The following is a 14,508-nucleotide window of genomic DNA, read 5'->3' on the forward strand; positions in this document are numbered from 1 at the left end:
TTGGTCGATGCAGATTCCGGCGGTCGGACGGCAGACGGAGATCGCGCGATTGCGAGCAGCGGTGCTCGCCACCGCGGCAGGGGCGAGCCGGGTCGTGCTGCTGCGCGGCCCCGCCGGAATCGGCAAGACCTGGTTAGCCGAGCGGGCCGCCGAACTGGCCGTCGCGGCGGGCCTACGGGTGGCTCGCGGGGCCGCCATCGACACGGCCGGTATGCCGCCGCTGCTGCCCTGGCGGCAGGTCGCCAGGGCGGTCCCCGGCATGGACGACGCCCTGCGCACGATCACCGAACCGGGAAAGACGGTGGCGGCGCGACGATTCCGAATGTGTGTCGAGGTCGCCGCCGCGTTGCGTGCCGCCACCGAGGACGCCGGATCGGCGGTGATCCTGGAGGACCTGCACTGGGCCGACTCGTGCTCGCTGGAGTTGCTCACCCACCTCGTCACCACCTCCCCCTCCGACAATGTCCTGTTCGTCGGCACCACTCGCGAACCCGCCGGGAACGCGCTGCTGGCCGAGCTACCGGAGTGGCTATCGCTGCCCCACGTCGAATGCCTATCTCTCTCAGCGTTTTCGGAGTCGGAGGTCGGTGGCTGGCTCGAACAGTGCGGCTACCGAGCAGGTCTCAGTGCCCGCGTCCACGCACGGACCGGCGGCGATCCGCTACTGCTCGGACTGGTCACGACGTCGCTAGAGGACCGGTCTCGTCTCGATGGACCCGGGTTGTCGGATGCTCGTCCGGCCCGCGACATCACCGTCCGCGACCTGGTTCTCGCTCGCAGACAGCGGCTGACCCCCACCGACAGCGCCCTGCTGAGTGCGGCCAGCGTGCTCGGCGAACGCATCGATGCCGAGATCCTGGCCCACCTCACGGCGATCCCCACCACCCGAGTCCAGCGGATGATCACAGCGGCCATCGAGGCGGGCTTGGTCCGTGAGTTCGAGGACGGCACAGCGGGTTTCCGCCACGCGCTGGTCCGCGACGCGGTCTACGCCGCGCTCACCGCCGCCCACCGCGCCGCACTACACCGCCGTGCCGCCGAGACCCTCGCCGAGCGCGGTGGACCCGACACGGAGCTCGCGGGCGTCATCGCGACCCACTGGCACGCCTGCGGCACGCTCACCCCCGTCGCCCTGGCCTGGTTCCGCCGCGCCGCCCACGCCGCGCGCGCGATGGCGGCAGCCACCACCGCGATCCGCTTCGGTGAGTGGGCCCTGGAGGCCGCTGCCACCGCCGACGAAGCCACCCGCGCGTCGCTGCTCATCGAGCTGGCCCGCGACGAATTCGACGCGGGCTGGACCGCCACCAGCCTCGACCACAGTGTCGCCGCCGCCACCCTCGCCGAACAGGCCGCCCGCCCCGACCTGTTCGCCGAAGCGGCCCTGGTCGTGCACGACGTCACCACCCCGACCGTCCTCACCCAACTGGACCACCTGCGCGCCACCGCCCTACGCCACCTGAACCCCCACCATCACCCCGACCTCGTTGCCCGCCTCCGCGCCCGCCACGAACCACTCCGCCCCCACCCCACCGACGAACCGGACCGAGCGCGCGACCACAGCACCGCCACCGAGGCGCTGGCCCACGCACTGGCCGAGATCGCCGCCGACGAACCGGGCGCGGCCGTGCGGCCTCCTCGTCCGCGCATGGACTTCGGCTAGGGCGGATCATGTCGCGGCCCGGCAGCGATGGCGAAACTGGAACAGGTTGCCGCTGGATTGCCCGGGCCCGTCTGTCCCTACTCGCCGGTAGTCGAGTGACCAGTTCGACTTCGTCGACAAGACCCCTGGATCGCTACGCTGCGGATTCATTGATCGATGACATCACCGCAGGTGACTGCGGTCTCAAAAATTCAGGCGTTGCGATCTGGGTCACTATTGTGTCAAACTCTCGGACCACACTGTGGAGCCGACCGGTCTCACAATGTCCGGAAAGGGAGAGGGTTGAGCTTGCCGCACGTGCGCGAAGTTGCCACCCTCCCGTCGGCTGGGCGTGGATCAGTCCGTCAGGATGAGCGACAGGGCCGCTCCGGTGAGCAGCTCCACCAGCTCGCCGACCGGCGGGCGCGACTCGCGCAGCAGCCATTCATGCGCCATGCCGTTGACCGCGCCGGTGATCAGCGCCGTCGTCAGCTGGGCGTCACCGCCGCGCAGGCGCACGCCGATGCCCTCGAGCGCGGTGTCGATCAGCGCCGCCCAGGCGTGCCTGCGGGCGCGTCGGCGGTCCTCCATCCGGTCGCTCACCCCGACCACCTCGATGAGCGCCACCTGGGCCCGATACGGGTCCGAGCCGAGCGACTCGAGGTAGGCCGCGAAACCGGCCCGCAGCGCGGTCTCCGGATCGGTGGGCTTCGTCAGCGCGACCAGGCTGGTCGCGACCGCCGTCGCCGCGTCGTCCTGGATCCGGTCGTAGGCCGCCAACAGGACGTCCTCGCGGGTCTCGAACTCCTCGTAGAACTGCCGCTTGGACAACCCCGCCGCGGCACACACCTCGGCGAGCGAGCACGTGGCGTAGCCGCGTTCGGCGAAGATGCGCGTTGCTGCTTCCAGGAACCGTTGACGCCGCTCGGCTTTACGCGCGACGACCGTACGACCCCCATACCGTCTGTCCGCTGTAGTCACCTCTCCAAAGTATCTGAAACCCGGGATAACACTGACATTTCCGGTGTGCTTTATCCCTCTCACAACAAGAAGGACGGCTGACCAGTGCTGCGCACCCGAGGATCGCGGACCGCTTTGTCTGCATTCGTACTAGCGGTGAGTGCCTCACTCGCTGCTCCGACGCCGACGATGGCTGCCCCGCAGCCTGCCGCGGCACAGCCGAGCGTTCCGGCGATCCCGGAGAACGTGTCCTCCGAGGTGCTGGCCGCCCTGGCACCGACGATGGTAAGCGCCATCTCGGCCCCGGCCCCCATCGCCGACGGCGCGCAGGGCGCGATCCTGGCGCAGGCGCGCGTGCTGCTGGCCACCCCCGGCATCCCCGCGCAGGTCAAGGCCACCCTGGAGAAGGTCATCACCTTCCTCGACGGCAGCGGTGGCGGCGGGCCCGATCTGCCGCCCGCCGACGGACCGGTGATCTCGCAGTTCCTCTACCCGACCATCGGCAAGGGCTGCATCGGCGCGTCCTCGGACTCGGTCGGCACCGCGCTGGCCGTGGCGGGCCCGGCCGAACTGCCGCCGCCGGGACCGCAGGCGGGCCAGACCGGCTTCGTCTTCACCGCGCTGGGCACCAAGACGCCCACCGCCACGCAGAACCCGCCGATGACGGTGCAGTGGATCAATCTCGACACCCGCCGCACCGGCAACGCACCGCTCACCACCGAGGCCGGAATCAACCCCGACGGCCCCGCCACGCTGTCGGCCATCGCCGACACCGGCTCCGGCCGGATCGCCGCGGTGATCTCCGGATCGCTGACCACGACGACCGCCGACGCCGAGGTCCGCACCTGCTCGTTCGCCCCCACCCTGGGGTTCTTCTCGGTCGCCTGAGCCGACGCCACGTATTGGAGTTTCGATCTTTATGAAGTTCGCCGTTCCCGGCCTGATCAGTGGGCTGGCAGGCGCGGTTCTCGGGGTGATTGCCGTCATCGGCATCTCCGCGGCCGCACAACAGAATTCGATCCCCGCACCCGAGACCACCGCTGACCCGGGCTCCTCGGTGCTGGGCAACGTGCAGTACGGCAGCCGATGAGCGGCGCGCGCAGGACCATCGCCTGCATCCTCGTCGGCCTCGGTGCGCTGCTGCTGGCCGCCGCCGCCATGATCCCCACCTACACCGTCGGCAAGGTCGCCAAGACCCCGCTGGATCTGCGCATCACCACCGTGGCCAAGAGCGTGCCCGGCGAGGAAAGCATCGTGCTGGACTCGAAGTCGCTCGCCGCGCCGGAGGGTTCGGCCAAGATCGACACCAACGTGCCCCTGCTCTCGCAGCGGTTCCTGACCGTCGAGGAGCCCTCGGGCGCCGACGAGATGACCGTGCAGGCGGGTCAGACGCTCAGCCGTACCGACCGCGACGGCGACACCGGTCTGCTGACCGCCTCGATCGACCGCGTCACCATCGACCGCGTCACCGGTGAGCCGATCGACGCCTCGCCCAACGGCTCCATCGCCACCGGCGTGGACAAGTCCGGCAACCCGGTCGCCGACTCGTCGCAGCGCGTGGGTCTGCAGTACCGCTTCCCGATCGGCACCGAGAAGAAGTCCTACCCGTACTTCGACCTCAACGCCCGCGCCACCTTCGACATCGACTTCGTCGAGGAGTCCGAGATCGACGGCGTGCCGGTCTACCACTTCCGCCAGACCATCCCGGTCACCAACATGTGGGACGTCACCCCAGCCGCCACGCACCGGCTGACCCTGCCCGCGTTCAAGTGGGGCCTCGAGGGTGAGGAGCCGGTCACCATGACCCGCTTCTACACCAACACCCGCGACGTGTGGGTCGAGCCGAAGACCGGCGCGGTCCTCAAGGGCGGCGAGCACCTGCACCTGTTCTACGGCCGCAGCGCCGACAAGGTCGACGTCACCGCGCTCAAGTCGCACCTGGTCTTCGACCAGCCGACCATCGACGCGCAGATGGAAGTCACCCAGAAGAGCCTCGACAAGCTCTCCCTGTTCGGCAGCACCCTGCCGATCATCCTCGGCATCGTCGGCGGCATCGCCCTCATCGGCGGCATCGTCCTCGGCGTCCTGAGCGCTCGTGGCCGCGGCCGCCTGATCGATCCCCCGACCGAAAGGTTCAACCGAAACCTCTGACCCCTGCAAGGATGAACGCCCCGTCTCCCGGCTCCACCCCGGCCGGAAGACGGGGCGTTCGCCGTGAGTGAACCGGGGCGGGCGGCGGAACAAAGGGCGCGGTGGCCATGTTGAGTCGGGAAAGCTCAACTTTGGAAGGGTCGATATGACTACAGCTCAGAACCTGCCGGTGCTGTTCCTCACCGATCCGATCGTGCTGCCGGGCATGGTCGTGCCCATCGAACTGGACGAGTCCGCGCAGGCCGCGATCGACGCCGCGCAGGCCGGGAAGACCGGTGCCGTGCTGGTCGCGCCCCGGCTCGACGAGGGCTACGCCTCCTATGGTGTCGTCGCCACGATCGAGCAGGTCGGGCGGATGCGCGGCGGGGCGCCCGCCGCCGTCCTCAAGGCCGAACGCCGGGCGCGGATCGGGCATGGTGTCACCGGGCCCGGCGCGGCCCTGTGGGTGGAGGCCGAACCGGTCGAGGCGGTCGCCGCCGACGAGCGGACCACCGAACTCGCCGCCGAATACAAGAAGCTGGTCGTCGCGGTGCTCCAGCGGCGCGAGGCGTGGCAGATCATCGACATCGTCAACCAGCTCGACGACGTGGAGGCCATCGCCGACACCGCGGGCTACGCGCCGTACCTGTCCGACGACCAGAAGCGCGAACTGCTCGAGACTCCCGATGTCGCCACCCGGCTGACCAAGCAGATCGACTGGATCAAGGCCCACATCGCCGAGGTCGAGGTCACCGACAAGATCTCCGAGGACGTCCGCGACGGCATGGAGAAGAGCCAGCGCGAATTCCTGCTGCGCCAGCAGCTCAACGCCATCCGCAAGGAACTCGGCGAGGACGAACCCGACGGTGCCGACGACTACCGCACCCGCGTGGAGAACGCCGACCTACCCGACCACGTGCGCGCCGAGGCGCTGCGCGAGGTGGGCCGCCTGGAGCGGGCCAGCGACCAGAGCCCGGAATCGGGCTGGATCCGCACCTGGCTCGACACCGTGCTCGACCTGCCGTGGACGGTGAGCACCGAGGACAACACCGACGTCGCCGCCGCGCGCGCCGTCCTCGACGCCGATCACCACGGCCTCGACGAGGTCAAGGACCGCATGGTCGAGTACCTGGCGGTGCGGGCGCGCCGGGCCCAGCGTGGGCTCGAGGTCGTCGGCGGACGTGGCTCCGGTGCCGTGATGGTGCTGGTCGGCCCGCCCGGCGTCGGCAAGACCTCGCTGGGCGAGTCGGTGGCGAAGGCGCTGGGTCGCGAGTTCGTGCGCGTCGCCCTGGGTGGCGTGCGCGACGAGGCCGAGATCCGCGGACACCGGCGCACCTACGTGGGCGCGCTGCCCGGCCGGATCGTGCGCGCCGTGAAGGAGGCGGGGTCGATGAACCCCGTCGTCCTGCTCGACGAGATCGACAAGGTCGGCTCCGACTTCCGGGGTGACCCGGCCGCAGCCCTGCTCGAGGTCCTCGACCCCGCGCAGAACCACACCTTCCGCGACCACTACCTGGACCTGGACCTCGACCTGTCGAACGTGCTGTTCATCGCGACGGCCAATGTCATGGACACCATCCCCGGCCCGCTGCTGGACCGCATGGAGCTCATCACCGTCGACGGCTACACCGAGGCCGACAAGGTGGCCATCGCCCGCGACTTCCTGGTGCCCCGGCAGCTGGAACGCAACGCGCTGACCGCCGAGGAGGTCTCGATCACCGACGCGGCGCTGCGCGAGATCGCGGCGAACTACACGCGTGAGGCGGGCGTGCGCCAGATGGAACGGCTGGTCGCCAAGGCATTGCGGAAGGCCGCGACCCGCCTGGTCACCGCGCAGCGCACGGACACCTCGCTGGTCGACCACGGCACGCTCGGCGAAAGCGCCGTGCTCGGCTACGACCCGGAACTCGGCTACGACAATGTGATCGACATCGAGTCCGCGGGCCCGGTGGACGCGGTGACGAGTTTGACTGTCGACGTCGACAATCTCACCGACTACCTGGGCCGCCCCCGCTTCACCCCGGACTCGGTGGAACGCACCGCCGTCCCCGGTGTGGCGACCGGTCTGGCGGTGACCGGCGCCGGTGGCGATGTGCTCTACATCGAGGCCAATGCCGCCGAGGGCGAGCGTTCGCTGACCCTCACCGGCCAGCTGGGTGACGTCATGAAGGAGTCGGCGCGGATCGCCCTCACCTACGTGCGCTCGCACCTGGAGGAGATCGTGATCGAGCCCAAGGTCCTCGATCGCGATATCCACGTCCACTTCCCGGCGGGCGCGGTGCCCAAGGACGGGCCATCGGCGGGCGTCACCATGGTGACGGCGCTGGTCTCGCTGGCCCTGGGCAGGCCGGTGCGCGGCGATGTGGGCATGACCGGCGAGGTCACCCTCAACGGTCGGGTGCTGCCGATCGGCGGCGTGAAGCAGAAGCTGCTCGCCGCTCAGCGCGCCGGATTGAAGACCGTCTTCATTCCGGCCCGCAACGAGCCCGACCTGGACGAGGTGCCCGCCGAGGTGCTGGCCGCCCTGGATGTGCGCCCCGTCGCCGACGTGGCCGACATCCTGGCCTACGCCATCGAGCCGATCGCCGAACCGGCGGCGGCCGACAAGCTGGCCTTCACGGCCTGATCCCGGGTCAGAGGGCGGCGTCATCATCGCGATGACGCCGCCCTTCCGTGTCAGCGGCTCATGAACGGCGGCAGTGCGCGGGTTCTGTGCGTTGCCGCGTGTCAGCGGGCTCGGGCCGGTGGCAGCCGCGTGGGTTCCGCGCGTCAGCGGCTGACGGTCGGTGGCAGCGGCGCGGGCTCCTCGGTTCGTACGACCGGCAACTGGTCGGTTTCGTAGGTGTCCTGTTCCTCGCCGTACTCGTCGTCGTACTCGTCCTCGAACTCCTCACCCGTCGCCACCTCTGCCGAGGGCGCCATGTCCTTCTCCACCCGCCGCGTCGTCCCCTGCGCGACCGCGCACAGCACCGGCTCCTCCCCCTCGGTCTCGGCATACACATCGCAGTGCGTGACGGCCTGGCGCCGGGTGGCACCGAGCACGGTGGCGTGCACGCGCAGCCGCTCGCCCTGGGCGGGCCGCAGGTAGGTGATGGTGAAACCGCCGGTCAGGACGTTGGGGCCGAGCACGGTGCCCGCCGCGAAGGTGAGCGCGTTGTCGGCCGCGTAGGCGAGCACGCCGCCGTGCACGAAGCCGAACTGCTGGCCGTGTTCGGGCTGGATCTCGATGATCAGGGTGGCCGCGCCGTCGCCGAATTCGGTGAGTTCGGTGCCGACCAGCCGGGCGAACGGCTGGGCGGCCAGTACCTGGCGGGCCAGGTCGAGGTCGAGGGTGGTGGCTTCGGTCGGCATCGGGTGTTCCGTTCTTCGAGTTGCGTGGCGCATAGAAGGTATTCGGCGCCCTCGACTCGGGGTGTCCTCCGGGAACGGCGACGACATCGGTTGGCGCGCTAGGGATATTGCCATCCGCCGGTGAACCGCCGGGTTTCCGCTCCCGCCGACTCCGTAACGGCGCGGGGCGCGGCGGCGCCGGATTGTCGGTGGGGTGCGGTAGAACTGCGTGCGTGCCCCAGTGGCTGCTGCACGTCGATCTCGACCAGTTCCAGGCGGCGGTGGAATTCCGGCGCCGTCCCGAGCTGCGCGGACAGCCGGTGATCGTGGGTGGCGAGGGCGATCCGGCGCAGCCGCGCAAGGTCGTCACCTGCGCGTCCTATCCGGCCAGGGCCTTCGGCGTGCGCGCCGGGATGCCGCTGCGCACGGCCCAGCGCAAATGTCCCGACGGTGTGTTCCTGCCGGTCGACATGGACGCCTACGAGACCGCGTCCGAGCAGATCATGGCCACCCTCGGCCGGGTCGCCGGGGCGGTCGAGGTGTGGGGCATGGACGAGGCGTTCGTCGCCACCGACGGCGACCCCTGGGAGCTGGCCGCGCGCATCCGCACCGCCATCATCGACCTCGGCCTCACCTGTTCGGTCGGCATCGGCGACAACAAGCTCACCGCCAAACTCGCCACCGGCTTCGCCAAGTCGACCGGCAAGACCTCCGCCGAACCCGAGCACGACCCGGGCGCCGCCGCCGGGATCTTCGAACTCACCGCCGCCAACTGGGTCGAACTCATGGGCCACCGGCCCACCGACGCGCTCTGGGGCGTCGGCGCCCGCATCGCCAAGCGCCTGGCCGCGCTCGACATCGTCACCGTCGCCGACCTCATGGCCGCCGACCGCGACCGCCTCGCCGCCGAATTCGGCCCGACCACCGGCCCGTACTTCTGGGTCCTCGGCCACGGCAAGGGCGACACCGAGCTCGTCACCACCCCGCGCATCCCCGTGGGCCGCAGCAAGTCCGAGACCTTCCCACACGACCTCACCGACCCCGCCGAGATCCACCGCGAGGTCGCCCGTATCGCCACCGAGGTCGCCGAGGAGATGCGCGAACACCACCGCGTCAGCACCCGCGTCGCGGTCACCGTGCGCACCAAGACCTTCTACACCCGAAGCAAGCAGCAGAAACTCCCCGCCCCCACCGACGACATCCCCACCATCGTCGAGACCGCCCTCGCCATCATCGCCCGCTTCGATCTCGACCGCCCCGTCCGCCTCCTCGGCGTGCGTGTGGAACTCGTCCCGCCGGACTCGGACTGTTGAGCACCACGCTCTGGTGGCGGCATCGGCGGAGTGAGCCCGCCACCACCGCGTGGTGATCGCTTGTCCAGCACGCGGGGACGGGGTTGGCTCGTATGCTCGGGTCCATGGATTTCTCCGCGATGGTGGCCCGTGAGTCCGAGGGTGGGATCGTTCTCGCTCGTGAGCAGGTCGGGGAGGACTTCCTCGGCGCGGGTGAGGTGACGATCAAGGTCCACTACTCGAGCGCCAACTACAAGGACTATCTGGCGATCACCCCGCGCGGTGGCGTGGTCCGCGACTATCCGATCGTGCCGGGCATCGATCTCGCCGGTGAGGTGATCGCCTCGGAGACCGAGGAATTCGCGGTCGGCGACCAGGTGATCGCGCACGGCTACGAACTCGGCGTCTCCCGCAACGGCGGCTTCGCCGAATACGCGCGGGTCCCCGCCGACTGGGTGGTGCGCCTGGACGGCCTGAGCACCCGCGAGGCCGCCACCATCGGCACGGCCGGTTTCACCGCCGCCCTCAGCGTGCAGGCCCTGCTCGACCACGGCCTGACCCCCGACGACGGCGCGGTCCTGGTCACCGGCGCGACCGGCGGTGTCGGCTCGGTCGCGATCGACATCCTGTCCGGCCTCGGCTTCGAGGTCATCGCCTCCACCGGCAAGACCGACGCGGCCGACCTGCTCGCCGACCTCGGCGCCAACGAGGTCATCGGCCGCCTACCACTCGACCCCACCGCCAAGCCCCGCCCCCTCAACAAGGCCAACTGGGCCGCCGCGGTCGACAGCGTCGGCGGCCCCTCCCTGGCTCACGTCCTCACCGCCATCGGCTACGGCGGCGCCGTCGCCGCCAGCGGCCTCACCGGCGGCCCCGACCTCCCCACCACCGTCCTCCCCTTCATCCTGCGCGGAGTGAGCCTGCTCGGCATCGACTCGGTCCAACTGCCCATCGAGAAGCGCCGCGCCCTGTGGACGGCCCTGGGCAAACAACTGCGCCCCCAGCATCTTTCGTCGATCGAGTCGTTCGCCCCGATCACCGAGGTAGGCGACGTACTCCAGTCGATCAAGTCCGGAGGCCACTCCGGCCGCACCGTCATCGGGGTTGCGGGCGAGTTCTGAGACATGAGCGGCCGGTGCCCCGGTTCTCGGCGCTTGGCTCCGTCTCTTCCCTCCCTGCGGGCACTCCTTCGTCGCGCTCTCCGGTCAGTCCAGAGTCGGAGGCGCGCCGAGAACGGCGGTGAGCTCGTCGGCACGACGCAGTTTCCGCACGATGTCCACGGCGGAGTGCTGTTTGCGTCCTGCCATGTGGATCAGTGTCCTCCGAGCCGGAGATGCGGGCCCCGGCGGTCGCTGGAGACGGTCAGTGCTTCCCGTTCCAGGCCGGGTGCTGACCGGGCGCTCGGCGGTCAGCCGGGCCGCCGTCCTTGCGGCCGGCGTGATCAAACACCCTTCAAACAACGTTTCACTTATAAGTGAAAGCGAGTTACGATTGATGTAACACGAGCAGGAGGTCCGAGACGATGAACGCGGTGGTCGACACTGGCGTCGGGAAGACGACGCTGACAGTCACATCCGATCAGGTGTCGCAAGCCGAGGCATTCGACCCGACAGCCCTGCGGTCGGTGGCGCCAGAGGGGCTAGCCGAGATCCTGGCCAAGGTCGTGCTCGCCGTCGCCGCCGGCGGCACGGTGACGGTCGGTGCGATGCCCGACGAACTGACCACGTCCTCTGCGGCGGATCTGCTCGGCATCTCCCGACCGACCCTGATGAAGCTAGTCAGGGAAGGCCAGATCGCTGCGCACAAGGTCGGAACTCACACCCGACTCGACACGACTGACGTTCTTGCCTACAGGGACCGGCTGCGCCAGCGGCAACGCGCGGCTTTGCAGGAACTTCGTGACTTCGAAGAGGCAGAGGGACTCGACTACTGACGGTCTGCGACCAGCGGTGAGCACGGGCACCTATTGTCACTCAGGTGAGTTCACGAGTTCCCCACGTGCTGCCGGACGCGAACGTGCTGTATTCGCGAACGCTGCGAGACTGGATCTGCCTGCTGGCCAATAGGTCCGGCCCACCGCTGTTCCATCTGCGCTGGACAGAGGACATCCTGGCGGAGCTGGTCTACCACCTACGCAAGAATCACCCGCACTTCTCCGATCCCCAGATCGGAGGAGTGCGGGACCGCATCATCGCCGTTGCCGAGCACGGCCGGATCCGCGGATACGAGATCGACCGCCGCCTCACATATACCGACAAGTACGACGCGCACCTGCACGCCGCCGCCGAACACGGCAGGGTCGAGTACGTCATCACCGCCGACCGCAGATTTCACGACTTCGCCGTCGCTGCTGACGATCTCCTCGGCTACGAGGTATACACCCCGGACGACTTTCTGATGCTTGTCCACCGAGACTCGATCGCCACGGTCCGCGAAGTACTGCTCGCCCAGATCGAGTACCAGGGTCGAGGAGGCAGAAATTTCAACCTCGTCGCCAGCCTTGCGGCCGCAGGGGCACCCGAGTTCGCCGCCGCGATCCGCGAGATGATGCAGACACCAGCCGCCGCTGGCGCCATCGCAGACGCGTCTGTGAGCAGGTGAATCGGCCAGGCCGTCCCCGCTGACGTCTGGTGGAGCGTGGGTATGCGAACCGTGCGCTATTCGGGCGGGGACCAGGGGTCTCGCCGAGACCGCTGGGTAGCCAGTGGCTGTGCGGAGACACCTGAAGAGCGCGCTGCCCTGACGTCGTTCGCCGATCTGGTGCTGGCTCAGGGCGGAGGGCCAGTTGCGGATGTGGGGTGCGAGACGGGCAGGATCACCCCGTGGAGGCAGGCTTCGTCATCGATGCATACCGAACTCTCAGCTCATCCGAGAGCACACTTGGCGGAATCATTCTCGCGCGCCGCCATGGGGGGTCTTATGGCTCTGGCCCGGGTCAGTACGGGCCGACAGGAGACCGGGCGGCGGCACGACGACCTCGACTCGACCTGGCGTGAGGGTGTTCGACGAGAAGATCAGCGGCACTGGCGATATCTTTGATCGGCCTGATCTGCGGACCGCTCTCGACTGCCTGCGTCCCGGCGACATCCTGATCGTGCAGGACTCGAGATCGCGCAGGACCACGCAGCACGACGCCGATCCGGTGGGACTCACTGGATCGGCGAGCGTCTCGGTAACCGCTGGTTTCAGGAACCTCGCCGAGAGGACGGTGGCGGGTGCCCGGATCGGACTCAGGCCCTGACCGGCGCCGGGGTCGGTTCGTCGGCGAACTGGGTGCGGTACAGCTCGGCGTAGCGGCCGTCGGCGTTGAGTAGGTCGGCGTGGGTGCCGCGCTCCACGATGCGGCCCTGTTCGAGCACCACGATCTGGTCGGCGGCGCGGATGGTGGAGAGCCGGTGGGCGATCACCAGGGCGGTGCGGCCGGTCAGGGCCTCGGTGAGGGCTTCCTGGACGGCTGCCTCGGAGGTGGAGTCCAGGGAGGCGGTGGCCTCGTCGAGGATGACTACGCGGGGCTGTTTGAGCAGCAGGCGCGCGATGGTCAGGCGCTGGCGTTCACCGCCGGAGAGCCGGTAGCCGCGTTCCCCGACGACGGTGTCGAGCCCGTCGGACAGCGACCGCACCAGCTCGCCGAGCCGGGCGCGTTCCAGCGCGTCCCACAGGTCCTCCTCGGCCGCCTCCGGCCGGGCCAGCAGCAGATTCGCGCGGATGGTGTCGTGGAAGAGGTGTCCGTCCTGGGTCACCAGGCCGACGGTGCGCTGGATCGACTCGGTGGTCAGTTCGCGCACATCGGCGCCGTTGAGTTTCACCGCGCCGGAGTCCACGTCGTAGAGCCGCGAAACAAGCTGCGCGATGGTCGATTTGCCCGCACCGGAGGACCCGACCAGCGCCACCAGCTGCCCGGGCTCGGCCCGCAGTGACACCTCGTGCAGCACCTCGACCCCACCGCGGGTATCCAGCGTGGCGACGTCCTCGAGCGAGGCCAGCGACACCTTGTCCGCCGACGGGTACCCGAAGTTCACCCCGTCCAGCTCGACGGCCACCGGGCCCTCGGGCACCGCGACGGCGCCGGGCGCGTCCTCGATCAGCGGCTTCAGATCCAGCACCTCGAAGACCCGCTCGAAGCTCACCAGGGCCGCCATGATCTCGAGCCGGGCACTGGCCAGCGCCGTCAGTGGGGAGTAGAGCCTGGTCAGCAGCAGTGACAGCGCCACGACCGAACCCGGGTCCAGGCTGCCGCGCAGCGCGTACCAGCCGCCGAGGCCGTAGACCAGGGCCAGTGCCAGGGCGGAGACCAGGGTGAGTGAGGTGACGAAGGTGGTCTGCAGCATGGCGGTGCGCACGCCGATATCGCGGACCCGAGTGGCGCGGTGGGCGAATTCCGTCGATTCCTGATCGGGCCTGCCGAACAGTTTGACCAGGGTGGCGCCGGGGGCGGAGAACCGCTCGGTCATCTGGGTGCTCATGCTGGCGTCGAGCTGGGCCGCCTCGCGCTGCATCGCGGCCAGCCGGTTACCCGCGCGCCGGGCCGGGATGACGAACACCGGCAGCAGCACCAGCGCCAGCAGCGTGATCTGCCAGGAGATGCTGAGCATCACCGCCAGCGTGAGCACCAGGGTGACCAGGTTGGTGATCACGCCGGAGAGGGTGTCGCTGAAGGCGCGCTGCGCGCCGATCACGTCGCTGTTGAGCCTGCTCACCAGGGCGCCGGTCCTGGTGCGGGTGAAGAAGGCGACCGGCATCTTCTGCACGTGGTCGAACACGGCGGTGCGCAGGTCCAGGATCAGACCTTCGCCGATGCGTGCCGAGAGCCATCGGATCGCCAGCCCGAGCCCCGCGTCGAGCACCGCCAGCCCGGCGATGGCCAGGGCCAGCAGCACCACCGTGCGCGGCGCCGACCCGCCGACGATGTCGTTGACCACGCGCCCGGCCAGCACCGGCGTGGCCACGCCGAGCACCGCCGCCAGCACGCTGAGCAGCAGGAACCCCGAGATGCGCCGCCGGTGCGGGTGGGCGAAACGCAGGATGCGGCGCGCGGTGGCCAGGCGGAACGGCCGGTCTTCCTCCGGCGCGTTCATCCGCCGGTACATCTGGCTGTAGGCCACGGATTCGATACTCACTGCCACACTCCTCGACGCTGTCCGCCCATCGAACACCTGC

At 69.5% G+C, this 14,508-nt stretch carries 12 protein-coding genes and 1 pseudogene; 10 read left to right on the forward strand and 3 right to left on the reverse strand.

From position 1 onward, the window contains the following. Positions 1-7 precede the first annotated feature (7 nt). Positions 8-1,660 carry an AAA family ATPase gene (locus QC180_RS02960; protein ID WP_278260982.1) on the forward strand — a complete coding sequence of 551 codons (1,653 nt, stop codon included), beginning with the start codon at positions 8-10 and terminating at the stop codon, positions 1,658-1,660. Positions 1,661-1,996: 336 nt separating this feature from the next. Here the strand turns inward: QC180_RS02960 and QC180_RS02965 are convergent, their stop codons facing one another. Beyond that, positions 1,997-2,620, reverse strand: a complete 624-nt coding sequence (locus tag QC180_RS02965; protein WP_278260983.1) for a TetR/AcrR family transcriptional regulator — start codon at positions 2,618-2,620, stop codon at positions 1,997-1,999. Between the two features lie 84 nt (positions 2,621-2,704). On the opposite strand from QC180_RS02965, the gene QC180_RS02970 reads away from it, so the two are divergent. The 4 genes from QC180_RS02970 (at position 2,705) to lon (ending at position 7,355) form a co-directional block, all read left to right on the forward strand. Continuing rightward, entirely contained in the window at positions 2,705-3,487 is a 783-nt protein-coding gene (locus QC180_RS02970) for an Rv1157c family protein (RefSeq protein ID WP_474646379.1), read from the forward strand. A 31-nt stretch (positions 3,488-3,518) separates the two neighbouring features. Next, positions 3,519-3,689, forward strand: a complete 171-nt coding sequence (locus tag QC180_RS02975; RefSeq protein ID WP_278260985.1) for a DUF2613 domain-containing protein — start codon at positions 3,519-3,521, stop codon at positions 3,687-3,689. Further along, positions 3,686-4,750, forward strand: coding sequence for a cell envelope lipid trafficking protein PgfA (pgfA, locus tag QC180_RS02980; protein WP_278260986.1), 1,065 nt, complete (start codon positions 3,686-3,688; stop codon positions 4,748-4,750). The genes QC180_RS02975 and pgfA overlap by 4 nt, the downstream gene beginning before the upstream one ends. Before the next feature lie 145 nt (positions 4,751-4,895). Beyond that, positions 4,896-7,355 carry an endopeptidase La gene (lon, locus tag QC180_RS02985; RefSeq protein WP_278260987.1) on the forward strand — a complete coding sequence of 820 codons (2,460 nt, stop codon included), beginning with the start codon at positions 4,896-4,898 and terminating at the stop codon, positions 7,353-7,355. A gap of 317 nt (positions 7,356-7,672) precedes the next feature. On the opposite strand, the pseudogene QC180_RS02990 reads toward lon, so the two are convergent. Next, positions 7,673-8,080: pseudogene (locus QC180_RS02990) on the reverse strand (PaaI family thioesterase); the annotation flags it as partial. A gap of 212 nt (positions 8,081-8,292) precedes the next feature. Between QC180_RS02990 and QC180_RS02995 the strand changes: the two are divergent. From QC180_RS02995 to QC180_RS03015, 5 genes are all read left to right on the forward strand, one after another. Beyond that, positions 8,293-9,372: a DNA polymerase IV gene (locus QC180_RS02995; protein WP_278260988.1), complete on the forward strand. Its 1,080-nt coding sequence runs from the start codon at positions 8,293-8,295 to the stop codon at positions 9,370-9,372. A gap of 104 nt (positions 9,373-9,476) precedes the next feature. Beyond that, entirely contained in the window at positions 9,477-10,472 is a 996-nt protein-coding gene (locus QC180_RS03000) for an oxidoreductase (RefSeq protein WP_278260989.1), read from the forward strand. A gap of 401 nt (positions 10,473-10,873) precedes the next feature. After that, positions 10,874-11,284 carry a helix-turn-helix domain-containing protein gene (locus QC180_RS03005; protein WP_278260990.1) on the forward strand — a complete coding sequence of 137 codons (411 nt, stop codon included), beginning with the start codon at positions 10,874-10,876 and terminating at the stop codon, positions 11,282-11,284. Between the two features lie 65 nt (positions 11,285-11,349). Next, a complete protein-coding gene (locus QC180_RS03010) occupies positions 11,350-11,952 on the forward strand; it encodes a PIN domain-containing protein (protein ID WP_278260991.1) in 603 nt (200 codons plus the stop codon). Positions 11,953-12,349: 397 nt separating this feature from the next. After that, complete coding sequence (locus tag QC180_RS03015) at positions 12,350-12,592, forward strand: recombinase family protein (RefSeq protein ID WP_278260992.1); 243 nt, start codon at positions 12,350-12,352, stop codon at positions 12,590-12,592. On the opposite strand, the gene QC180_RS03020 is transcribed toward QC180_RS03015, so the two are convergent. Further along, the gene (locus tag QC180_RS03020; protein WP_278260993.1) at positions 12,582-14,468 is read right to left on the reverse strand and encodes an ABC transporter ATP-binding protein; all 1,887 of its coding nucleotides are present in this window, start codon (positions 14,466-14,468) and stop codon (positions 12,582-12,584) included. The two genes, QC180_RS03015 and QC180_RS03020, sit on opposite strands and share 11 nt — an antisense overlap. Positions 14,469-14,508 lie beyond the last annotated feature (40 nt).

Source organism: Nocardia anocheti (genome assembly GCF_029675105.1).
GTDB lineage: Bacteria > Actinomycetota > Actinomycetes > Mycobacteriales > Mycobacteriaceae > Nocardia.

Bases quoted from the DNA above. Each gene is read 5' to 3' on its own strand.
- QC180_RS02960 (WP_278260982.1), top strand. From the start codon at position 8: ATGCAGATTCCGGCGGTCGGACGGCAGACGGAGATCGCGCGATTGCGA.
- QC180_RS02975 (WP_278260985.1), top strand. From the start codon at position 3,519: ATGAAGTTCGCCGTTCCCGGCCTGATCAGTGGGCTGGCAGGCGCGGTT.
- pgfA (WP_278260986.1), top strand. From the start codon at position 3,686: ATGAGCGGCGCGCGCAGGACCATCGCCTGCATCCTCGTCGGCCTCGGT.
- lon (WP_278260987.1), top strand. From the start codon at position 4,896: ATGACTACAGCTCAGAACCTGCCGGTGCTGTTCCTCACCGATCCGATC.
- QC180_RS03000 (WP_278260989.1), top strand. From the start codon at position 9,477: ATGGATTTCTCCGCGATGGTGGCCCGTGAGTCCGAGGGTGGGATCGTT.
- QC180_RS03005 (WP_278260990.1), top strand. From the start codon at position 10,874: ATGAACGCGGTGGTCGACACTGGCGTCGGGAAGACGACGCTGACAGTC.